22 protein-coding genes and 5 pseudogenes are annotated in these 21,632 nt (G+C 59.1%); 16 read left to right on the top strand and 11 right to left on the bottom strand.

Going from position 1 to position 21,632, the window contains the following annotated elements:
- Window positions 1-46 precede the first annotated feature (46 nt).
- Both BSG20_RS18820 and BSG20_RS18825 read left to right on the top strand, forming a co-directional pair.
- Window positions 47-1,260, top strand: a protein-coding gene (locus BSG20_RS18820; RefSeq protein ID WP_093041283.1) for an IS3 family transposase whose coding sequence is annotated in 2 segments (ribosomal slippage) — window positions 47-383 and window positions 383-1,260 — 1,215 coding nt in all. Because the reading frame shifts where the segments join, the coding sequence is not laid out codon by codon here.
- Between the two features lie 171 nt (window positions 1,261-1,431).
- Window positions 1,432-1,710 (top strand): DUF982 domain-containing protein, encoded by a 279-nt coding sequence (locus tag BSG20_RS18825; protein WP_072377061.1) that lies wholly within the window; start codon window positions 1,432-1,434, stop codon window positions 1,708-1,710.
- A gap of 768 nt (window positions 1,711-2,478) precedes the next feature.
- On the opposite strand, the gene BSG20_RS18830 is transcribed toward BSG20_RS18825, so the two are convergent.
- Window positions 2,479-2,703 (bottom strand): hypothetical protein, encoded by a 225-nt coding sequence (locus BSG20_RS18830; RefSeq protein ID WP_072377063.1) that lies wholly within the window; start codon window positions 2,701-2,703, stop codon window positions 2,479-2,481.
- Window positions 2,704-3,349: 646 nt separating this feature from the next.
- Between BSG20_RS18830 and BSG20_RS18835 the strand changes: the two genes are divergently transcribed.
- The 4 genes and pseudogenes from BSG20_RS18835 to BSG20_RS38880 all read left to right on the top strand — a co-directional run.
- Window positions 3,350-5,281: a methyl-accepting chemotaxis protein gene (locus BSG20_RS18835; protein ID WP_072377065.1), complete on the top strand. Its 1,932-nt coding sequence runs from the start codon at window positions 3,350-3,352 to the stop codon at window positions 5,279-5,281.
- An 83-nt stretch (window positions 5,282-5,364) separates the two neighbouring features.
- Window positions 5,365-5,544 (top strand): annotated as a pseudogene (locus tag BSG20_RS37570) (hypothetical protein); the annotation flags it as partial.
- A gap of 43 nt (window positions 5,545-5,587) precedes the next feature.
- The gene (locus BSG20_RS18845; protein ID WP_072377278.1) at window positions 5,588-5,950 is read left to right on the top strand and encodes a hypothetical protein; all 363 of its coding nucleotides are present in this window, start codon (window positions 5,588-5,590) and stop codon (window positions 5,948-5,950) included.
- A gap of 393 nt (window positions 5,951-6,343) precedes the next feature.
- A pseudogene (locus tag BSG20_RS38880) lies at window positions 6,344-6,421 on the top strand (DNA-binding response regulator); the annotation flags it as partial.
- Between the two features lie 700 nt (window positions 6,422-7,121).
- Here the strand turns inward: BSG20_RS38880 and BSG20_RS18850 are convergent.
- The 10 genes and pseudogenes from BSG20_RS18850 to BSG20_RS37580 all read right to left on the bottom strand — a co-directional run.
- Window positions 7,122-7,712, bottom strand: a complete 591-nt coding sequence (locus BSG20_RS18850; RefSeq protein ID WP_072377069.1) for an SOS response-associated peptidase family protein — start codon at window positions 7,710-7,712, stop codon at window positions 7,122-7,124.
- A 209-nt stretch (window positions 7,713-7,921) separates the two neighbouring features.
- Window positions 7,922-8,209 carry a hypothetical protein gene (locus tag BSG20_RS18855; RefSeq protein ID WP_072377071.1) on the bottom strand — a complete coding sequence of 96 codons (288 nt, stop codon included), beginning with the start codon at window positions 8,207-8,209 and terminating at the stop codon, window positions 7,922-7,924.
- Between the two features lie 83 nt (window positions 8,210-8,292).
- A complete protein-coding gene (locus BSG20_RS18860) occupies window positions 8,293-9,324 on the bottom strand; it encodes a fatty acid desaturase (protein WP_072377073.1) in 1,032 nt (343 codons plus the stop codon).
- Window positions 9,325-9,408: 84 nt separating this feature from the next.
- Window positions 9,409-9,789 (bottom strand): DUF6481 family protein, encoded by a 381-nt coding sequence (locus BSG20_RS18865; protein ID WP_072377075.1) that lies wholly within the window; start codon window positions 9,787-9,789, stop codon window positions 9,409-9,411.
- A 159-nt stretch (window positions 9,790-9,948) separates the two neighbouring features.
- Window positions 9,949-10,158, bottom strand: coding sequence for a cold-shock protein (locus tag BSG20_RS18870; RefSeq protein ID WP_072377077.1), 210 nt, complete (start codon window positions 10,156-10,158; stop codon window positions 9,949-9,951).
- A gap of 265 nt (window positions 10,159-10,423) precedes the next feature.
- Window positions 10,424-10,537 (bottom strand): annotated as a pseudogene (locus tag BSG20_RS18875) (sarcosine oxidase subunit gamma family protein); the annotation flags it as partial.
- A 146-nt stretch (window positions 10,538-10,683) separates the two neighbouring features.
- Window positions 10,684-10,791 (bottom strand): annotated as a pseudogene (locus BSG20_RS35680) (IS6 family transposase); the annotation flags it as partial.
- A 57-nt stretch (window positions 10,792-10,848) separates the two neighbouring features.
- Window positions 10,849-11,352 carry an RES family NAD+ phosphorylase gene (locus BSG20_RS18880; protein WP_072377079.1) on the bottom strand — a complete coding sequence of 168 codons (504 nt, stop codon included), beginning with the start codon at window positions 11,350-11,352 and terminating at the stop codon, window positions 10,849-10,851.
- An 8-nt stretch (window positions 11,353-11,360) separates the two neighbouring features.
- Complete coding sequence (locus BSG20_RS18885) at window positions 11,361-11,711, bottom strand: MbcA/ParS/Xre antitoxin family protein (RefSeq protein ID WP_024315526.1); 351 nt, start codon at window positions 11,709-11,711, stop codon at window positions 11,361-11,363.
- 578 nt (window positions 11,712-12,289) lie between these two features.
- A pseudogene (locus BSG20_RS37580) lies at window positions 12,290-12,448 on the bottom strand (sarcosine oxidase subunit gamma family protein); the annotation flags it as partial.
- A gap of 410 nt (window positions 12,449-12,858) precedes the next feature.
- Between BSG20_RS37580 and BSG20_RS18895 the strand changes: the two are divergent.
- The 10 genes from BSG20_RS18895 to BSG20_RS18940 all read left to right on the top strand — a co-directional run bounded on the left by BSG20_RS18895 (window position 12,859) and on the right by BSG20_RS18940 (window position 21,631).
- Window positions 12,859-13,359, top strand: a complete 501-nt coding sequence (locus tag BSG20_RS18895) for an NADH-quinone oxidoreductase subunit J (protein ID WP_072377081.1) — start codon at window positions 12,859-12,861, stop codon at window positions 13,357-13,359.
- Window positions 13,359-13,661, top strand: coding sequence for an NADH-quinone oxidoreductase subunit NuoK (gene nuoK, locus BSG20_RS18900; RefSeq protein WP_037122536.1), 303 nt, complete (start codon window positions 13,359-13,361; stop codon window positions 13,659-13,661). The genes BSG20_RS18895 and nuoK overlap by 1 nt, the downstream gene beginning before the upstream one ends.
- 4 nt (window positions 13,662-13,665) lie before the next feature.
- Window positions 13,666-15,129: a monovalent cation/H+ antiporter subunit D family protein gene (locus BSG20_RS18905; protein WP_072377082.1), complete on the top strand. Its 1,464-nt coding sequence runs from the start codon at window positions 13,666-13,668 to the stop codon at window positions 15,127-15,129.
- Window positions 15,126-15,380, top strand: coding sequence for a hypothetical protein (locus tag BSG20_RS18910; RefSeq protein ID WP_072377084.1), 255 nt, complete (start codon window positions 15,126-15,128; stop codon window positions 15,378-15,380). The genes BSG20_RS18905 and BSG20_RS18910 overlap by 4 nt, the downstream gene beginning before the upstream one ends.
- Window positions 15,373-17,133 carry a Na(+)/H(+) antiporter subunit D gene (locus BSG20_RS18915; protein WP_072377086.1) on the top strand — a complete coding sequence of 587 codons (1,761 nt, stop codon included), beginning with the start codon at window positions 15,373-15,375 and terminating at the stop codon, window positions 17,131-17,133. The genes BSG20_RS18910 and BSG20_RS18915 overlap by 8 nt, the downstream gene beginning before the upstream one ends.
- Before the next feature lie 9 nt (window positions 17,134-17,142).
- Entirely contained in the window at window positions 17,143-18,618 is a 1,476-nt protein-coding gene (locus tag BSG20_RS18920; protein ID WP_072377088.1) for an NADH-quinone oxidoreductase subunit M, read from the top strand.
- On the top strand, window positions 18,615-20,054 hold the full coding sequence (locus tag BSG20_RS18925) for an NADH-quinone oxidoreductase subunit N (RefSeq protein WP_072377090.1): 1,440 nt from the start codon (window positions 18,615-18,617) through the stop codon (window positions 20,052-20,054). Before BSG20_RS18920 ends, BSG20_RS18925 begins: the two co-directional genes overlap by 4 nt.
- Before the next feature lie 160 nt (window positions 20,055-20,214).
- Window positions 20,215-20,580, top strand: a complete 366-nt coding sequence (locus tag BSG20_RS18930; protein ID WP_037122554.1) for an NADH-quinone oxidoreductase subunit A — start codon at window positions 20,215-20,217, stop codon at window positions 20,578-20,580.
- Window positions 20,568-21,071, top strand: a complete 504-nt coding sequence (locus tag BSG20_RS18935) for a NuoB/complex I 20 kDa subunit family protein (protein ID WP_072377092.1) — start codon at window positions 20,568-20,570, stop codon at window positions 21,069-21,071. Before BSG20_RS18930 ends, BSG20_RS18935 begins: the two co-directional genes overlap by 13 nt.
- A complete protein-coding gene (locus tag BSG20_RS18940; RefSeq protein WP_072377094.1) occupies window positions 21,068-21,631 on the top strand; it encodes an NADH-quinone oxidoreductase subunit C in 564 nt (187 codons plus the stop codon). The genes BSG20_RS18935 and BSG20_RS18940 overlap by 4 nt, the downstream gene beginning before the upstream one ends.
- Window position 21,632 lies beyond the last annotated feature (1 nt).

Raw genomic sequence — 21,632 nt, forward strand, 5'->3', positions numbered from 1 at the left:
CTCAGCATAAGCAGGAAGGCTCAAGCACAGGCTTGAGGATAAGCTTATGTCTAACGAGTTTCGACAGGTTGACCTGATGATCGGTGACGTCCGGCGGCGACGCTGGACAACGGAACGCAAACTGCAGATCATCGAGGAGAGCTATGCCCCGGGGGAGACTGTTTCCTCTGCGGCTCGGCGACATGGAGTTGCGCCAAATCTTTTGTATCGCTGGCGCAGGCTCCTGAGCGAGGGAGGTGCGGTGGCCGTGGATTCCGACGAACCAGTGATCGGCAATTCCGAGGTGAAGAAGCTGGAAGATCGGGTGCGTGAGCTTGAGCGCATCCTCGGACGCAAGACGCTTGAGAACGAGATTCTCCGCGAAGCCCTTTCCAAAGCCCAGTCAAAAAAACCGATATCGCGGCCGATCTTGTTACCGAAGGACGGTTCCCGATGAAGACGGTGGCAGACGTCCTGGGCGTGTCGCGTTCCCATCTCGCTGAGCGTCTCAAGGGCAAGTCCAAGCCTCGTGGACCATATCTCAAAGCAGACGATGCCGAGCTGCTGCCTGCCATTCGTAGGCTCGTGGATGCTCGGCCGACTTATGGCTATCGGCGGATCGCTGCCCTTCTCAACAGGCAGCGGCGAGCCGCCGATCAGCCGGCCGTCAACCGCAAGCGGGTTCATCGCATCATGGCCAACCACGACATGATCCTTGAAAAACACACGGCCGTACGCAAGGGTCGCCTCCATGACGGCAAGGTCATGGTGATGCGATCAAACCTTCGCTGGTGCTCGGACGGTCTTGAGTTCACCTGCTGGAATGGCGAGGTGGTCCGTCTCGCTTTCATCATCGACGCGTTTGACCGGGAGATCATATCCTGGGCCGCCGTCGCCAATGCCGGGATATCCGGTTCTGACGTGCGAGACATGATGCTGGAGGCTGTCGAGAAGCGCTTCGGAGCAACCAGCGCTCCGCATGCTATCGAACATCTATCCGACAACGGCAGCGCCTACACTGCAAGGGATACCAGGCTATTTGCTCAAGCCCTCAATCTGATCCCATGCTTCACGCCGGTTGCGAGCCCACAGTCGAACGGCATGTCGGAGGCATTCGTCAAAACCCTGAAACGGGACTACATACGCATCTCACCCATTCCGGACGCAGATACAGCACTCCGGAAGATCGACGGATGGATCGAGGATTACAACGAAATCCATCCACATTCAGCGCTGAAGATGGCTTCCCCAAGGGAGTTCATCAAAGCTTTATCTCAATAGCTGACCTGTCCGGCAAAACGGGGGCACTCCACTTACAGTTCGCGACCGAACGATTGTTTCGGCTTATCCCGCAGTCGTTGTGCTCATGCAGCAAGAGCTTTGCACCGAGCGTAAAGTTGTATATAGTAAAGATATAACTTTTGCGTGAAAAATTTTACTGGTAGAAGCGCCATGGAACTCTGGGATGTCCCTATCATCGTTGCCGGTAATGAAGGCGGCGTGGCGTATACGATTGGCGATAGCCGAGCGGCCATAGACTTCTTGCTGATGCGCTGGCCTTGTGCGCTGAACCACAGCTACCAGACCGCGATTTATGTCTGTGGCCGGTCGATAGCCGACAGGAACGAAAATGCGGCGGCTCAGGAAGCCTTCATTGCCGCTCTGTCTGACGCGGATATTGCCTTCGACTTCATGCCCGCATCATCTCAAGTTGGACAGGCCAAGGCTTAGCGCTGGATCGCACACCACTCCTGGGTGCCCGGCCATGCAAGGCCGCGACAGTGACTGGATGGGGCAACTGTATTTACCTCGGATCAGGCTCATCATGAAATCCTCGCCCTTAGCGTCGCGCCCGGGTTCAGTGCCGTTGTCGCGAGTTCTGCGCCGGAGCAGCTCGGCGCACATGTAAAGGCGGAGATCGCCAAGTGGACACCTGTCGTGCGCGGCGCCAAGATTGAACTCGAACAGGCGCTGCCAAATCTCTGACGAGTTGTCGTGCGGATGGAGGCAGCGAGACCGATCGTCGCTCCATTGGCAAGCGCGAGCAGCGGAGCCTTTGACAGGCTGAACCTGAACGCTGCTTTCCAATCGCAGCGATGAGCTTCACCGGGCCGCTGGCGCCGGCTTCAAGTGCGGCATTGCCGTCTGTCAAAACCCCATGGCTCTGGCGACAATCCAGGTCGGAACCCCGGCCGTCAAGGCTGATGCCAGCAATACCGAGACGACCTTGATCACATAAGCCCGACGCCCGCGGGCATCATCATCCCATTCGTATCTCATCGACCTAACCTCATGTCCCGTTTTGAAAATTGAACTACTGACGTGAGGGACAAGTCGAGTCACAAATCTTCAACGTCATTAATAGAGGGTATTCCCGACGTTATTGGTCTAGGCGCAGACTCTCGACGACCGCATCGAAAAAAGTTGTTCGGCCGGTCGATCGCGGCCTTAAGTCTTGCGCGGTGACTGTCGGCGATCTGCGCACTGGCTGCGAACGATTCACCCGTATCGTGGTGCGGTTCGCAGATAGCCGCTTTTGATGTGAAGTGCTTCGCGTGTTGAGGCCCCATAGACATCCGACAACCCTTGGGTGCGATCCAGGTCGGGGATCAAAGCACGGATATCGTAGGTCAGATCGACATCTTCAGAAACACGATCGATCGCCTTGCGGCCGGAAGCCGGGGCAGCAACACCGAACAATTCAGCCGCAGTCACCTCGCGCACTTAGCAGTTTCGCAAGCCAATTGAGCATTGTCGGCGCCGCTCGGAGCAAGGTGGCAAGGTCTGCCTCTGATAGTTTCGCCTGCAATTGCCCGAGGGGCGCGTTCCACATTTTCAGGACCGAGCTATTCCAAAGCACAAAGGACGCCTCCCGCGGGCTGAGGAAATAACCGCTGCTTTGGAGGCGCGTGCTGACGTTCAACGACCTGTTTGCCGAGGTTAAGCTGCCGGCTGGGACCCGACGTCAGATGGACGCCTGTGCTGCCTGGTGAAGAAGCGTGCGCATCATATCGTCTCCAAGGAAGCGATCGTGGCTGGAAGAGACCCATGTCGCGGCATCCCTGCAAGCACCGGTATAAGCAGCAAACAGAGTGATTCAATCCCTAGAGAGTCGAGTGAAGAAAACCCAGCGGTTTTGAATTGCAACCTGCAATACTCACGCAAAGGGTTACTTGGCCAGGGCAGAATTCTTTTACTCATATTATAATTATTAACCATCTTTCATTATCTGTTTATTCACGAGTGCTCTCTTCAGACAAGGCGAGACATGAGCTCAACGGCGCTCGGCCGGTATCCCCGGATAACGCTCATCGTTGCAGCATCGCGCAATTCGTTGCTTGCGCGACTATTTGCGCTTGGAGGATTGCAAATGACTTTCCGATTTGGCATCGGCCCCCGCCTTTATGCAGCTTTTGGCTTCCTGCTGCTGCTCATGATTGGGTTGACGCTCTTTTCCATTTCAAAGATGAACTTTGTCGACCACGATCTCATGCAGATCAACGAGGTCAACAGCGTCAAGCAGCGCTTCGCCATCAATTTCCGGGGTAGCGTTCATGATCGGGCCATTGCCATCCGCGATGTGGTTTTGCGCGATGAGCCTGCCGCGCGTCAGACCGCGATCGATCTCATTGCAAAGCTTGCTGCGATTTATGCAGAAAACGAGCAGAAGATGAATGCGATGATCTCTGTCCCAGGCGCTGCGAGTGAGCCCGAGAAGGCGATCATTGCGGAAATCGCCGACGTTCAGTCGAAAACCAATCCAGTTGTCGCGGACGTCATCGCGCGCCAGATGGCAAACGACCCGGTGCAAGCCAAGAAGATGCTAATCGAGCAGGCAACGCCTCTCTTCGTCAACTGGCTCAAGGCCATCAACAAATTCATCGACTACCAGGAAAACTTGAACAAGTCTGTCGGCAGTGGCGTCAGCGGCGTCGTCGCAGGCTTCCAGACGTTGGCACTGGGCTCGTTGGGAGGCGCTGTGCTTATGGCTATTGCCGCTGCGTTCCTCGCGACCCGCTCGATCACCTTGCCGATGGCCAAGCTGCAGATCGCCCTGCGGCGGATGGCAGAGGGCAACAACGAAAGCACCAGCGATATCGAGGCCCGCAGCGACGAAGTCGGCGATTTGGCGAAGGCCGTTGGCGCCGTGCGCCAAGCCGTGACCTCGCAGGCCGAGGCGCGCGCCGCAGCCGACGCTCGCCGGACTGCCGATGAGAACGCCCGGCTTGAAGCAACCGCGACGGAACGCGAGGCGCTATCGGCCCAGACGAACGATGCCGTTCGTCAGCTCGGCCAGGCGCTTGAGGAAATGGCCGCCGGCAATCTTGATATCCGTCTCGACAAGCCGTTTGCCGTATCTCTCGATACGCTGCGCATCAACTTCAACAACTCCGTAGAGAAGCTTCAATCTGCGTTGAAGACGATCGGCGACAACGCTTTGTCGATCGATGCCGGGGCCCGCGAGATTAGCGAAGCTTCCAATGATCTGGCAAAGCGCACCGAACAGCAGGCGGCATCGATTGAACAGACTGCCGCAGCGCTCGATGAAATTTCGACCACGGTCAATGACTCGACCCGCCGCGCGGAAGAGGCTGGCAACCTTGTTGCACGAACACGAACGAATGCCGAGCGTTCCGGCGAAGTCGTGAAGCGTGCGGTTGCCGCGATGAGCCAGATCGAAGGTTCCTCGAACGAGATCAACAATATCATCAGCGTCATCGATGACATTGCATTCCAGACCAACCTGCTGGCCCTGAACGCCGGCGTCGAGGCTGCACGTGCCGGAGAGGCGGGCAAAGGCTTTGCAGTCGTCGCCCAGGAAGTTCGCGAACTGGCTCAACGCTCCGCCAATGCCGCCAAGGAAATCAAGCAACTGATCAGCAATTCCAGCGGTCAAGTGCGTTCCGGCGTGACCCTGGTCGGCGAGACCGGTACTGCCCTGACGGAGATCGTCAGCGAAGTGCAGGAAATCAACCGTCACGTGAGCTCAATCGTCGAGGCTGCGAAGGAACAGTCCACGGCGCTGAAAGAAATCAATGCCGCGGTGAATTCGCTCGATCAATCCACGCAGAAGAATGCGGCGATGGTCGAAGAGACATCCGCAGCCAGCCACAAGCTGGCTGATGAAGCGGGTTCGCTGACAAGCCAACTGTCAAAATTCCGCTTTCAGGGCTCTGCCGGGACGGCGCAACCTGCCTACGCACCGCGAGCGCCACAGAGAAACGCTCCAGCGGCAATGGTACGCAAGGTCGCGACAGCTTTTGCTGGCCGTGCGGTTGCTGAAGATTGGCGCGAATTCTAAAATAACCGACACGACACAAAGCGCCGTGACCATCGATGTTGCGGCACTTTTTCGTTCAGATGTTCGTCATTGCCATTGTGTTGGGCTCGGCTGCGAACGCGGCCGTCAGTTATTCCCCCGGGATCACAAACGATCTTCTTTTTGAGCGTTTCGTGTGGCAGGAACGCGACGAGGCGCCGGGTATCGACGTCGATTGCGAGCACGAGGCGCCGCGAGGACGTGATCCTATGATCCATAAGCCTTACACGCATCAGAAGGCAGCTTTTTCCGTGGAAGGAGACGGATTTGGCGGATAATCGCACACCATTGCTTCGATCCTTGCCCTTCATCATCGCGTTGTCCGCGCCCGCACCGACCATGGCGTCGTGGAGCATCGAAAATGATCTCTCCACACCAGACAAGCACGGCCTCTTTGAAATCCGTGAAGAGGCCAGGCGCTTCATCTCGAAGGAGAACGCCAAGGGGCTTCAGCAATGGGACGTATTGGAGCCCAACCTGAAGACATTCGTTCCTCGCTGCGCGGTCCCCCTCGAGGCACGGTGGACGCCGAAGAGTTTCGGCCTCTCACGACGCAGCGTGATGGTGATATGCACCGTCGCGCTTGCGAACGTTGCGATGGAAAACTGGTCTGTACACGTGCCTGTAAGGCGCAAGCAAAACGTCGACTGAATCATCGGCTTGGGTATCAGCCTATCTTCAAAATCTGAAACAGGTTTTTCGGCCAAGAAAAATTTCTGAATTTTTCTTGGCCGCGTTGAAGGCGACAACAAGTTCGCCATCTCTCTCTCTCTCTCTCTCTCTCTCTCTCTCTCTCTCAAAGACCACGCGGGCTTCTGCTTGCCATACACCGTGATCGAGGTCTTTGGCTTGTGGTATAAATGAGGACCGACCCGCTCTAAATTTCTCTCTCTGAAGGCCTTGGCACCTGCATAGCCAGGACCAGCGCATCAGCGGGCATGGCCAGTCCAGTAGGTTGGCGTCCCGTAGCAGTGTCCCTTATCTTCCAAGATTGCGGGAGTAACCCCTGCTTGCCTTTGACGCTCCGCAAAAAACGGGAAGGTGATGAGAATTCTGCTGATAGAGGACGAGAGGGAACTGGCGAACGCCTTAACGGTGGCGCTCAGCAAGCACGACATCATCACCGGCCGAAGCAGCCCAGCCGCTTACGACATGATGACGATCGGTTTGCTGCTGAAGCACGTGATGCGTTGCTAGATCAGTCTGAACCTATCTCAGTAGGACCATCATTCATCTGATGAGGGAAGGGCGCCTCATCCTACCGAGCAGGCGCTTCTGTTTTGCGATCTGCGCGTCCCGAGTGAATGCCAACCCTGAACGAGACCTCCGCTTTTCGCATAGCGCATGCCTGCCCTGCAAATAAAAGCCTATGCATTAGGCAAAACGGGTCTATATATAAACTCATCGAAGCGATGCATCTCCTCCCGTGTCGCTTTGATTTGCAGGCGCTCTTATCCTCCTCCCAAGGTCGCCTGCGGGAACGGCAGCACTCCTCCTCCCAGCTGCTGTTCGGTCTTTCTCGAAAGCCTGCCGCACCTCCTCCCGCGGCAGGCTTTTTCGTTTTTGGAGCGAGTGGGATCACCTCCATGCCCTGCCGGGGAGGGTGATCGCCTCACCTGGTCTTTCGTGACGGGACGCGATTGGAAGATGCGAATGTCGGTGCCGCGGAGAACGACCTGCGTTTGATCGCCCTCATGCGGCGATGTTTCGCAATCAAGGAGAAGCTCACAGACTTGAAATCGTCGCTCGAGGAGACACAAAGCGCTCCAGCCGCTATCGCGAGGCAGTTGCTTGCTCACCCCCCCGAGTCTGAATATATCTCTCAGCCAACCTGCTCCACTGCCAGAGTGCCTGCCGAAAGCGGCTTGATCAGAGAGGTTGCGGAGATGGTTGGATCGAGCCAGTCGGCCCAGGCGCTACGCTCGAGGATAACGATCTGCCGATCGTGGTATGGGGCAATATCAGGACCGGGCTCCATCGTCAGCATTGTGAAGGCTTGGCCCACCTCCGGCGTCTCTCGCCAGATGGCGGCTATGCAGAAAATCGGTTCCTCTTTCTTGGTGAACAGCCATTTGTCCTTGCGCTTTTTCTTCGGATCCTTGGGTTCCGTGAACTCGTAAAAGCCGTCGGCGATAATCAGGCAACGATTGGAGTTGAACGCCCGGCCTTCTGACCGGAAATTATACACCGGCCGCTTGTTCTGACCCGGCCAGCTCCATCGCCGCTGCACGAGCTCGGCCTCGTCGCGCACGCCCTCGATCGTTCTGACGATGGGGCCGATATCGGTGATCTTGACGTCCTCGCGCGCGTCGAGGTTCGGTCTGCCTTCGCTGAAACGGATCTTGATCTTGAGCTCGGCGAAGTCCTCGACGATCGACGCGACATCGACCATCAGCCTGTAGTCATTGCACATAGGCGCCCTCCGTTTCGCCGCAAACTGGTGCGCTCGAAACCGAAGCGGTTGAGGCAACACATGCCAAGAAACGGGCTCCATCCCGAACGTGCCGCATGTTCAGTCTCATTGCAGCGCATGCCGCGAGATTAGCAGCTTTCTATCAGTCGTCATACGACGACAGTTAGGCGATTGCCCGCGACTGCCTTGGCGGCCCACTGCGGGTACGGCTAAATGTTCTTCAGAAGCCAGATTTTACCTGCCATCGTTATGCCATGAGCGGTTTCTTGCGCTGCAGCGTAAGGATTAAGGCTTTGCAGAAAGCCGAATTCTTTCAACTCTTCCAAAGTTGACGTGGTCAAGAATTTGACCTTTTGCGGTCGTTCCTTAAATCTATCGGTCTTCGCATAGGTGACGGTGGCGTTCAGATGGGTCCATTTCTTCGGATCCGATGGAAACAGATCTCCATCTTTGGCGAGTTTCAGCCCCCTGATTTGCGTCGGCGTAAGCGTGATCATCTGCAGTGTCTGGTCCTTGAAAGGTGTGAATTCGTTTGACGCGCGCGGCGATTTACACTGGCGGTCTACTCAGATTTCCTGAATTAGGGGTTCGCCGCTGCTTCCCCGAAGGATATCAGCTTCCCCCTCGTTTCATCCCAGAGCACGAGCCTGACACATTGCAGGCTCTCCCATAATGTTATGCGGCCGATGTCTGCCAGTTGAGGGTGGTCGCGCAATACTTCAGGAAGCCGGTAGTAGGGAATTCTGCTCGATAGGTGATGAACGTGGTGGATGCCGATATTGCCGGTGATCCATCGGAGTGCCGGCGGCAGATCGTAGTGGGACGCGCCGTGGAGTGCAGCTTCGGCAAATCGCCACTCCTTGCCTTTCGACCAGTGGGTTTCCTCGAACTGGTGCTGAACGTAGAAGAGCCACACACCCGCCGCTCCCGCCAAAGTGACGATCGGGAGGTGGATCGCGAGAAAGGGAACAAGTCCGACGGCCCATATCATGGCGAGCGCGACGGCTGCGATCGCGAGATTGGTCGCCATGGTGGAGATCCACGGCAACGGACCATCGCCCATCATCCCAAAGGGCAAGCGCTGCTTGAAGAGGAAGAGCCAGGCGGGGCCGATGCCGAACATCACCAGCGGATGCCGGTAAAGGCGATAGCCGAGCCGCTTTAAGCGCGGGAGAGATCGATACTCGGCGACCGTCAGCGTGGTGATGTCGCCTGTGCCCCGCTCGTCGAGATTTCCTGCTGATGCGTGATGGGCGGCATGCGCCCGCCGCCAGTAGTCATAGGGGGTCAGCGTCAGAACACCAATGGCGCGCCCTGTCCAGTCGTCGAGACGCCGGCGGGCGAAGAACGAGCCGTGCCCGCAATCATGTTGAATCATGAAAAGCCGCAATAGAAACGCGGACGCCGGAACGACCGCTATCAGTCCGAGCCAGAAACCTTGGAAGAGGGATATGGACGCGCAAGCCCAAAAGGCGGCGAACGGGACGACCGTAACCAGAAGCTCAAAGCCGCTCCGCCCGATGCGAGGCTGGCGGTATCTGGAAAGAACCTTCAGCCAAGCTCGAACATTATCCTCAGTAGACTCGGCAGGCATGTAGACACTGCTTTCCATGAACTCGATCCGTCTTTTTGGCCTCAGGCGCAGCGCCGCTGCAGCTTCGCGTAATTTGCCGGCTTCGGCCTGTCTTGAAAAATGTCAGGCTCTACGGGCCTTACGTGCCGCGTATCGACGATCACGTTCCGCCTTGCGAGCCGCTTCATCGGCGACATCCCGAGAAACTCGATCGTTGATAACGGCTTGCCGGGCTTCTGCCTCGGTCCGTTCGTCGGCTTCTGCGGCAGCCGCCAGTGCCGCCGCTTCTATCAGAACACGCTCGTGTTCCGCCTTCTTTGATGCTTCGCGGTCGGCGCGACGCGCTTGTCTGGCGGCAGCGATCGCTTCGCGTGCAGCAAGTCGTTCCCGCATCGCGGGATCGGTCGATTTCGGGGCAGACGCAAACTTCGCCAGAAGCTGCTTTTTGGCTTCCGCCGCAGAATTCCGCCGTTCGGCAAAGCCGTTGTCGCTTGGGTGTCTCAACGTGTCTTCCTAGTTTGATTTTCAAAAGTCGGGAAAAGAGAAGGGGCATTCGTCGCGGTTTAGCGGGCCTTGCGACGAAAAAAGGCCAGGCATGTGCCTGACCTTCTCAGTCGTCGCCCGCCGTGCCGGTACATCCGCGGTCATGGCAGGCGCTTAAGCTCATGCGGCCTGGAGCCGGCCGGCGGATATCCTGCCCGACTTCTGGTCGCGCTCGACCTCGTAGCCGAGCTTCTGTCCTTCGACGATCGAGCCCATTCCGGCCCGCTCAACAGCAGAAATGTGAACGAACACATCCGCACTGCCGTCGTCGGGCTGAATGAAGCCAAAGCCCTTCGTGGCATTGAACCATTTAACTGTGCCAGCGGTCATCACAAACCCTTTCATAGCAACGTTGATCACCGCTGGGCGATGCACAGCGGCTAGTTTTCGACTTTTGAGAGGGGAAGTTCGTTACGAAGCGCCAAGCGCAGCAACAACAAATATCGGCAAAACAAAGTATCGATGCGCTCTGATACATGGGGGAGCCAGGGGCGTCAACCTCCTCCAGCCGCCGCGCAGCGTACTTTACCCTATCGATGGCCGCGGCGGCCATCAGCTTGCCGTCGATGATGACTGCAACAGGTTCGCTTCCGTTTCACACGTATTCGGCGCACATGCGGGCAAGGTCGTCCCAGAGGATTTCGGCGAAGCCGCGCAGTACGATGATTTCGAAGACGTCTTCGTCGACCCGCGTGATGTGCGCGGCGATGAGAAGATCCCTTAAGAGGCGACGACCTTGGCTGAACGAGTGGTGCTCGCAGTCGCTTGGCCCAAAGAGAGTGCGGAGTCCCTTCGGCGCGCTGGGATGAACTCGCCATTGTCTCGGCAAGGACGCCTGTTGCAGCATCGGACTCACTCGACCAGACGAAGGCACAGCGGAAACCTGAAATAGAGCCAAACAGCATGGGCGATGATCGACGGTGGAAAACGATGGTTCCTATAACTGACGGTCGGCGTGGTCATGCAGACCGCTTACCTTTCCAATCGTTAAGCCCAGGACAAGATGACATCGCCGGCGGGCTATTCCGCTTGACCCAGGCGGTTCTCGTCGTCAATCAGTATCAGTCTTGCTGGCGCGCGCTCACCCCATTCCCAAAGAACGAGGTTCAGATCCTCCCCCGTCGCGCCGGGGGCGAAGCTTCGGACGAGCAGACCATGATAGCCGCCGGCGGCGAGCCGCCTGGCGAAGTCCTGCGTTCTGGCCTCGCCGCTTGCCTTCATCTGATCGCGCCATGTCGGGTCTGAAATCGCGGCAGCATCCATTCCTTTGGCCTGAAGCGAATCTTCGTCGCGACTGTCGTAGACGCTCTCGAAAGCAGCGTCATAGGAGACGAGCGTTGTCGGTTGCAGGTTGCCGACCTGATTGGCCTCGCGCAACGCAGTCATCACGGATAGCGACGTGTAGAGCGCCGGCATCCCCTTTGTGTTGAACCTTCCGCCATAGAGTTCGGCTCCCCGGCCCGAGAATGGGTGGCGAGCATATATCGGGTTTAGTGCCCGATAGAGTTTACCTTCATATCGCATTAGCTGGGCTACGCGTGGATACCGGCGTCGACCGCGTCAATATAGTCGAGCACCTCATCCGCACGGCCGTCGCGCACCAGTTGCATGGCCGTCTGGCCCGAGAAACCAGGCAGGGGCTCGGAGCGATACCACGCATAGGCCATCAGTCCCGAGCCGAAGCGCGGCTCGACCTTGTTGACGACCTCGATCATCTCGCGCAGGCGACGCTGGGTCTTGCCGGAGCGGATACGGTCCTTGCGCTGAATCGCGTCCTTGCCGAGTCCGGCGGTGCGGGCGATTTCTTCGCTGGTCGTGCGGAAAACGTCCGCGATTTTACGCGGCGCAAACAGCCCGTTATCCGCATATTGAGCGAGTCCCATTTCTCTTACCTTCGTTCCAGAATGCCAATCTCACTGACGATATATAGCGTCAGAAACAGCGGTGTTCAATCCGACAAGAGACCAAGGCGGAAGGAGGAAGGGAAAAGAGCTGGTTACAGATCGGCCGGACAGTCGGCGCTTGCGCTCAACCGCATGGCGTGATCCCGTCCCCTCGTCCTTTGCAGAGCTTCAAGCCCTGCTTGCTCAGCCCGACAGGCTCGGCCGCAGGTGCACTGGCCCGTCTGTCCACGGCTGTGGGGATGTCTTCGCGAAAGAAGACGAGGAAGGACCGGCGTGAGGCAGCGTCCGCAACCCCGGAAGCGAGCGCAGCAGGTATGTGATGAAAATTAATTCGCGTGTCTTGCAGGAAATCCCGACAAGTCGCGCCAGACGAAGTCCACTTCGCAGGCCGTTGCGCCGCTGCCAGTGACCATCAAGGTCGTCGGCATCGTGCAGCAACAGATGTGACCGGTCATGGACTTTCATCCAGCGGCGACTAGATGTGCGCCGCGGTGCGATCTGCTTGCCATCGATGATGACTGTAACAGGTTCGCTCCTGCTTCACGTATTCGGCGGCACATGCGGGCAAGGTCGTCCCACAGGCTTTCGGCGAAGCCGCGCAGTACGATGATTTCGAAGGCGTCTTCGTCGACTCGCGTGATGTGCGCCGCGATGTGGCCGATCAGCGTGGTGGTGGAGCGGCCGACCGCACACTCCGAAAGCGCCAGATCGACGGCCCACGTCACGCTGGCTCCGCCTTTGAGGGCGTCATCGTATCGCAGGCAATTCCGCGGCCGATCCCGCCTGTCCAAAAGACGTCAAGGTAATGGACAAGGCTGGCCGGACCTGTCCGGAATCGTGCGTTGCAGGACAGTCTTCGCCACAGGCCGGTCCACCCGGCTCCTGAGAGTAGTAATGAGAGGCTCATCCTGCGTCTGCTTGCCGATCGGCTTGGCAGCCACGAGCTTGGCCCCTCGCGAGCGGCTTTCGCCACATTCAGATTGGCCCGGTCCTGCTCTACCAATGACAATAATCTTGTGAAAAATCCGAGACTAGGGCACAATTTATAAATGCACCTGTAGTGCGCAACTATCTCAAATCCGGCCATTTCGCGCTGGGTGACAGCTTGCGTGGGAGGGTCGCGCCGATGGGTCAGGGGTTCTTTCTTCTGTTCGCGACGGTGTCCGTGATTGCGGCCCTGACTGTGGTCGTGGCGCGCAATCCGGTTCACAGCGCATTGGCGTTGATGGCGTGTTTCCTGCAGATTTCTGCAATCTTCATCTTGCTCGAAGCGCCGTTGCTCGCCGTCATCCAGATCTTCGTCTATGTCGGCGCGATCATGGTCCTCTTCCTGTTCGTGATCATGATGATCGATGTGCGCGAAGCGGTGTTGCAGCGGTTCTTGCCGGGCGGCAACCTGCCGGCTCTGGTGCTGCTCGTCGTGCTTGGGGTCGAGATGCTCGTGCTGGTGCTACGGAGCGAGCGTTTTTCGGTAACCGAGCCCGCCGCCATGCGCGGCGGCGATGGGATCAGGCAACTCAGCACGACGCTTTTCGCTGACTACCTGCTGCCGTTTGAAGTCGCTTCCATCATCTTGCTGGCGGCCTTGGTCGGCGCCATCGTGCTGGCGCGAAAGGAGCAGGGGTGATGGTTCCGCTCTCGTGGTACATCGTGCTCGGAGTGGTCCTGTTCGTGATTGGAGCGGCGGGCGTGCTGCTCAGGCGCAATATTCTGGTCGTGCTGATGTCGCTGGAGCTGCTGCTCAACTCGGTCAACATAAACTTCATCGCTTTTGGGCGTCAGTACGACGACTTTCGTGGACAGATCTTCGCGATCTTCGTCATCGCAATCACCGCGGCGGAGGTTGCCGTCGCCCTTGGCATCTTGGTCGCCTTTGTGAGGAACAAATCCACCCTCAAGGTCGACGATGTGACGATGATGAAAGGATAGCGGTTTGGACCCGGTGCTATCGATCCGGCCGCTGCTTGCCGTTGCCGTCCCAGGTCTGGCGGCTCTTGCGATTCTCCTTCTGAACAACCGCGAGAAACTCCGCGATGTCGTCTCGCCGATGGCGGCGATCGCCATGTTCGCGATTGTCGCCTCGATGGCACCTACCGTGCTGGCGGGCGGGACAATCGATTTGCGCCTGTTCGAGATCCTGCCGGGAATTGACTTCGCTTTCCGGGTCGATGCGCTTGGCATGGTGTTTGCCACCGTCTCGTCGCTTTTGTGGATCGTGGCGGCGATCTATTCCATCGGCTATATGCGGCACTTGAACGAGCACGCGCAGACCCGGTTCTTCGCCTGCTTCGCCAGCAGTCTTGCGGCCGCCGCCGGCGGCGCTTTCGCCGCCAATCTGTTCACGCTGGTGATCTTTTACGAGGTGCTCAGCCTCGTTACCTATCCGCTCGTTTACCACCACGAGGACCATGAGGCATGGACGGGCAGCCGCAGGTACCTTGTCTATTTGATGGGCGCTTCGAAAAGCGCGCTTCTCGCCGCGCTGGCGCTGACCTACCACATTGCGGGATCGCTCGACTTTGTCGCGGGTGGGCTGCTGGCCGGGGTCAATGCCTCGGCGGCGCTGCTGACCGTCGTCTATTTCTGCTATCTCTTCGGCTTCGCCAAGGCAGCGGTGATGCCGATGCACGCTTGGCTGCCTGCCGCGATGGTGGCGCCGACACCGGTCAGCGCTCTCTTGCATGCGGTGGCCGTGGTCAAGATGGGCGTGTTCTGCGTGTTGCGGGTCGTGTTCGATATTTTCGGCACGAGGCTGGTGGACGGGCTGGGGCTCGGCATCGCCACGGCCTATCTGGTCTCGTTCACGATCCTGATGGCATCGATCTACGCACTGACGCGGGACGACTTAAAGGCGAGGCTCGCCTATTCGACAGTCAGCCAGCTTTCCTACATCGTGCTCGGCGTGGTTCTACTGTCTCCAGTCGCGATGGTCGGCGGGATCATTCACATCGCGGCGCATGCATTCTCCAAGATCACGCTGTTTTTCTGCGCCGGATCGATCTATTGCGCGTCTGGCAAGCGCAACGTCAGCGACATGGCCGGTATCGGCCGCCGGCTGCCGTGGACGATGGGAGCATTTTTTGTCGCCTCGCTGAGCATGATCGGGGTGCCGCCGACCGCCGGCTTCGTCAGCAAATGGTATCTGGCCTGGGGCTCGGTGGAGGGGGGGCAAATCGCGTTCCTGATCGTGCTCCTGGCGAGCTCGGTCCTGAACGCCGCCTATTTTCTGCCGGTCAGCTATGTCGCCTTTTTCGGGACGGAGGCGCAGGAGAGCCCGGCGACAGTCCGTGAAATTCCGATGATAACAATCCCGCTGATCGCGACCGCCATCCTGTCGGTGTCGATGGGCATCTTCCCAGACTATTTCCTCGCCCTGGCACAAGGAGTTGTCAGATGATAAAGCGCGTGGTCGATTTCTTCGGCGACGAAGTATATGCCAGTCAGCGCCGCCGCCTGTTCTATCTCGCGCTCGTTCTGATCGTCGTCGCCGACTTTCTGGTCCCCCGCGAACACGCCGAATACCTGTGGGACCAACTGCCGGGGTGGTCGGCCGTCTACGGCTTCTTATCCTGCGTTTTACTGATCTTCGTTTCCAAGTTCCTCGGCCATCAGGGCGGTCTCATGCGGCGCGAGGACTATTATGACTGACTTCGTCCATCCCGCCCTGCTCTTCATTCTTGGTGCTCTGCCGATCCCTTTCCTGTCCGGATCGATCCGCAAGCTCTATCTGCTGCTGATTCCAGCGCTGGCGATCCTCGCCGTCGTTGCGATGCACCCGGGCAACTACGGTGCGGCGTCGTTCATCGGGCACCAGATCCTGATCGCGAAGGTCGACAAGCTGAGCATCGTCTTCGCCACCGTCTTCACCATCATGGCGCTGATTGGAACGGTCTATGCGCTGCACCTGTCGCGCCCCGGCCAGCATGTCGCTGCGTTCGTCTACGTCGGCAGCGCGCTTGGCGTCGTGTTCGCCGGCGACTACCTAACGCTCTACCTGTTCTGGGAAGGCATGGCGTTTGCCTCTGCCTACCTGGTCTTCGTCCAGGGCGGCCGGCAAGCGATCAACGCCGGGTTCCGGTATCTCATGGTCCATATCACCGGCGGCGTCGTCCTGCTTGGCGGCGTCATTCTCTACGGGCTTACGACAGGCTCGCTGCTGTTCGGCCCGATCGTGGGGGAAATGGGTGTCGGTGCCTACCTGATCCTTGCCGGGTTCATGCTCAACGCCGCGGTGCCGCCGCTCAACGCCTGGCTGACCGACGCCTATCCCGAGGCGACCGTCACGGGGGCGGTGTTCATGAGCGCCTTCACCACCAAGACCGCCGTCTATGTGCTGGCGCGAGCGTTTCCGGGCACCGAGCTTCTGGTCTGGTTCGGTACCGCGATGGCGCTCTATGGCGTCATCTACGCGGTGCTGGAGAACGACTGCCGGCGGCTCCTGGCCTATCACATCGTCAGCCAGGTGGGATATATGGTGGCGGGCATCGGTATCGGGACCGAGATGGCAGTGAATGGTGCCGCGGGCCATGCCTTCGCGCACATCCTCTACAAGGCGCTCCTGTTCATGGGCGCCGGGGCGGTGATTCATGTGACCGGCCGGCGCAAGCTCACCGAGCTTGGTGGGCTTTACAAGGCCATGCCGCTGACAGTGGCGCTCTATATGGTCGGCGCCTTCGCGATTTCGGCATTTCCATTCTTCTCGGGCTTCGTCACCAAGTCGATGGTGATAGCCGCTGCCGGACAGGATCATCGCGCGCTGGTGGTGCTGGCGCTGACCATGGCGTCGTCGGGGACGTTCCTGCACACGGGGCTGAAACTCCCCTATTACATGTTTTTCGGCACGGACCGGAAACTGGAGGCGCATGAGCCACCCCGCAACATGCTGGTTGCCATGGCCATGGCGGCGGTGCTCTGCGTTGCGATCGGGGTTTTCCCCCAGCCGCTCTACGCGCTTCTGCCTTATCCAGTCGATTTCGAACCCTACACCGGCGTCCATGTCACCGAGAGCCTCGGGTTGCTGATGTTTACCGCACTGGGCTTCGTCCTGTTCCTCAGGGCGCTCGACCCGGAAAACACGATCAGCATCGATACCGACTGGTTCTACCGCAAGGGTGCGCGTTGCTTCATGTGGATCGCCGAAAAGCCGCTGGCGCGCTACGAGAAGGCTGTGAGCAATGTGTCCGAGACCGCGGCGCTGCCCTTCCTGCATGGGGCAGCGCAGGCCGGACTGCGGGTCGATCTCACCGGCGTGGACGCCATCGTGAATGGCGTCGCCCGCTCGATCCTGCGCAGCGGCGGTGCGCTGCGGCGGCTCCAGACCGGCGTTGTGACCCATTACGCGCTGGCGATGATCGTCGGTTTGATCGCCGCCACCGTCGTCTTCGCCGTGGCGTGGCAGTAGGGGGTGTCCATGGGGTTGCCGCTCCTCAGCCTCATCGTATTCACCCCCGCCGTCGGGGCAACGGTTCTGATGTTTCTGCGCAGCGACAATGCCGTTCGATGGACAGCGCTGGGCGCCACCCTCCTCGACCTTGCTCTTGGCATCGCCATGCTGACGAGCTTTGACACCACGACCCACGTGATGCAGTTCACCGAGACGCACCCGTGGGTGCCCGCGCTCGGAATCACGTATGCGCTTGGCGTTGATGGGATCAGCGCGCTCTTCGTGTTCCTAACCGCGCTGTTGGGCTCGATCTGCGTGCTCGCCTCGTGGGTCGCGATCGATCGCAAGGTGAAGGAGTTCATGGTCAGTCTGCTGGTCATGCAGGCGCTGATGCTGGGGGTATTCTGCGCGCTCGACCTGTTCTTGTTCTACGTCTTTTGGGAGGCGATGCTGATCCCGATGTACCTGATCATCGGCGTCTGGGGTGGCGAGGGCCGGGTCTATGCGGCGTTTAAGTTCTTCCTCTACACGCTTGCGGGCAGCGTCCTCTTCCTGATCGGTGTCATCGTGCTCTATTTCAACGGCGGCGAGACCTTCGACATCCTCGCCCTGACAGCGCAAGATTTGCCGTTCCGGATCCAGTCGTGGCTGTTTTTCGCCTTCCTGGTCGCCTTCGCGGTCAAGGTGCCGATGGTCCCGGTCCACACCTGGCTGCCGGACGCCCATGTGCAGGCGCCGACAGCGGGCAGCATCATACTCGCCGGAGTGCTCCTGAAGATGGGTGCCTACGGATTCTTGCGGTTTTCCTTGCCAATGCTGCCGCAGGCGTCGGTCTATTATTCGACGCTGATGCTGGCTCTTTCAGCGCTTGCGATCGTCTATGGCGGGTTGCTTGCGCTGGCGCAGGACGACCTGAAGAAGCTGGTGGCCTATTCCAGTATCAGCCACATGGGCTTCGTGACGCTGGGGATTTTCGCGTTGAACCTGCGCGGGCTCGAAGGCGCCATCCTGCAAATGTTCAATCACGGCGTAACGACGGGCGCCTTGTTCCTGTTCGTTGGCCTGATCTACGAGCGGACACATACGCGCAGCATGGCGGATTATGGCGGGTTGATGAAGGCGGCGCCGGTCTATACCGCGTTTCTTGCGCTGTTCACCCTGTCATCGATGGCACTGCCGGGAACGAACTCGTTCGTGGGAGAATTGCTCGTGCTATCGGGCGGGTTTGCGGCCAACCTGATGGTCGGCACAGCCGCCGTCTTGGGCGCTTTACTGGGCGCGGCCTATCTGCTTGGCATGTATGGGAAAGTTGCGCTCGGTCCGGACCGCGTCAACGCCCGGTTCAACATAAGCGACGTCAACGCTCGCGAGATGGTTGCGATCCTGCCGCTGGCACTCTTCGTCCTTTGGGTCGGACTCTATCCGAAACCCTTTCTTGGCATCATCGACGCCTCGGTGCAGCATCTCATGGTGCAGGTGCACGGCAAGGGGAGCGGCCAATGACCACCGCCGCGCTTTTCCAGTCGATACTCGCGAGCCTGCCCGAGATCGTCGTGGTCACCGGGGCCTGCATCCTTCTGATCCTGGGACAGTTTGTACGGAAGGGGCAGGAACAATTCCTTGTCTGGGCGACCGTCTCGGTCGTGCTGATTGCCGCCCTGGGGACAATCATGCTGTCGGGCGAGGTGCGGCCAGCCTACGCGGGCATGTTCGTCACCGACCGCTTCTCGGTCTTCTTCAAGTTCGTTTTCTATCTGGCCACAGTTCTGACGCTCCTCCTTTCGCAAAAATACGCCGACATCGAAGGGATTGGGCACAGCGAATACTACGTCCTGCTGCTCTTTGCGCTTTCGGGAATGATGATCATGGCCTCGGCGACCGACCTCCTGTCGATCTATGTGGGCCTGGAACTGACGGTGCTCTGCACCTATGTGCTGACCGGCTTCTTGCGGCAGGAGCGGCGGTCGAACGAAGCGGCGCTGAAATACGTGATCCTTGGCTCGGTCTCGACCGGGATTTTCCTTTACGGCGTTTCATTGGTCTACGGGCTCACCGGCACGACGCAATTGGACGGGATGGCTGCGGCGGTGACCGGTGATCCGCTCGATCCTGGATTGTTGCTGGCGGTGGTCTTCATCGTCGCGGGGCTGGTCTTCAAGGTCGGCGCGGTGCCGTTCCACATGTGGCTGCCGGACGCTTATGAAGGCGCGCCGACCACCATCACCGCCTTCATGTCTGTCGGTCCCAAGGCGGCGGGCTTCGCGGTGATCCTGCGGGTATTCCTCAACCCGATGGTCGCAGCCTCGGATGTCTGGATCATCGTTGCGGCAATTGCGGTCGCGACGATGGCGCTTGGCAGTTTCGTGGCGCTGGTGCAAGATAATTTTAAGCGCCTCCTGGCTTATTCCAGCATTGCCCATGCCGGGTTTGCCCTTTTCGGCGTGGTTGCCGGCGGTGCTGACGGGATCGCCAGCGTGATGCTTTACCTGCTGATCTACTCTTTGATGAATCTCGGCATTTTCGGCACCATCATCATGATGCGGAATGGTGATTTCTCGGGCGAGGTCATCGAAGACTACGCGGGTCTCGCAAAGTCGCATCCGGGGCTGGCGCTTTTGATGCTGCTCTATCTGTTCTCGCTGGCCGGCATTCCGCCGACGGCCGGGTTCTTCGCCAAGTTCTACGTGCTTGTGGCGCTCGTCGAGCGGGGTTTCGTCATGCTGGCGGTGATCGCAGTGCTGCTGAGTGTCGTCGCCGCCTATTTTTACATCCGCATCGCCATGGTGATCTACATGCGCGAGCCAAACAGGGCGTTCGACCCCGCGCTGACACCCTTGGTCCGCGCCACGCTCGCCTTTACCGCCGCCGGCACTATCGGCATCGGCCTATTTCCGGCGTGGTTTCTGAGGTTTGCTCAGCATGCGGTGCTTGGCGGCTGATCTATTGAATTTGCAATGAACCACCCGACGGAATACACTGACAATGCAAGAAAGGATTGCCAAAGTCGCTTCCCGAGGCGACCGCACTACCGGTTCCCAATGGGCTCGGCGGCGGCCTGAACAAGCTCTTGGTGGGTGACCGGGGCAATGCGATATGACTATGGCTGCAATGGAATTCCTGCCGGTTCTTTTCATGGTCGCCGGGATTGTTCTGGTGACGGGAGCAACGCTGTTCGTCTCCTCGCTGCTGCGTCCGTCCAATCCCTATCCCGCGAAGAACATGCCCTATGAATGCGGCATGGACCCGGCTGGCGAGGCCGCCGGGGGCCGTTTTAGGGTGCAGTTCTTTATGCTCGCGATCCTGTTGGTGGTCTTTGATGTCGAGACCATGTTTCTCTTTCCCTGGGCTGTCGTCCTGAAAGACATCGGGCTGGTTGGTTATGTCGAGATGTTCGTCTTCATGTTGCTGCTTATTGTCGGTTTCGCCTACGCTTGGCTGAAGGGAGCGTTGGAATGGGAGGCGTAAACAATGCGATCCGCGACAGCGTGCTGTTTACCACGGCCGACAGTGTCATCAGCTGGAGCCGGCAGTCGGCGCTGTGGCCCGAGACCTTTGGCATTGCCTGTTGCGCCATCGAGATGATCTCGGCGGGATGTGCGCGCTATGATCTCGACCGGTTCGGCGTGGTGTTCCGGCCTTCGCCGCGCCAGTCCGATGTGATGATTATCGCCGGCACCGTGACCCGGAAGTTCGCGCCCGTCGTGCGCCGGCTCTATGACCAGATGCCGGAGCCGCGCTGGGTGATCGCAATGGGCACGTGTGCGATCTCGGGCGGGGTCTACAACACCTATGCCGTAGTGCAGGGGTCAGAAACCTTCGTGCCCGTCGACGTGCATGTGCCCGGCTGTCCGCCACGGCCCGAGGCACTGATGCACGGCTTCCTGCTGCTTCAGGAGAAGATCAAGAGGTCCCGCGCGCTGGCCGGGACGCCTCTGGATCGGGTTGCAACCTCATGAGCGTGGCGTTGCCTCTCAATCGCGCTCTGATCATGGAGCACTTCGAGGGAACGATCGAGGATCTCGGCGCTGCGCACGGCGTTGACGTCTTTGCAGTGCCGCCTGAGAAGATCGTCGAGTTCTGCCGGTTTCTGAAAGACCATGAGGCGCTGCAGTTCAACTTTCTTTCGGACATCTGCGGGGTTGACCATTATCCCGACACGCCGCGGTTCGAGGCGGTGTATCACCTCTATTCACTACCCAACAAGTGGCGGGTTCGCATCAAGTGCCCGCTTAGCGATCCGCCGCATGTCCCTTCGGTGACGGGGGTCTGGCGCACTGCCAACTGGCATGAGCGCGAGGCCTGGGACATGTATGGCATCAGGTTCGAGGGGCATCCCGATCTGCGCCGGATCTACATGTGGGAAGGCTTCGAGGGCTTTCCCCAGCGCAAGGATTTCCCCCTAAGAGGCTATAAGGATAAGCTGAACCCCTTCGGGGCCGAAGGTCCGCCGCCAACACAGCCCGACCTCGCCACCAGGGACATTCCGCAAGGAGGCCGTTCTACGCCGGAAAATTGAG

The organism is Rhizobium tibeticum (genome assembly GCF_900110205.1).
Classification (GTDB): Bacteria; Pseudomonadota; Alphaproteobacteria; order Rhizobiales; family Rhizobiaceae; genus Rhizobium; species Rhizobium tibeticum.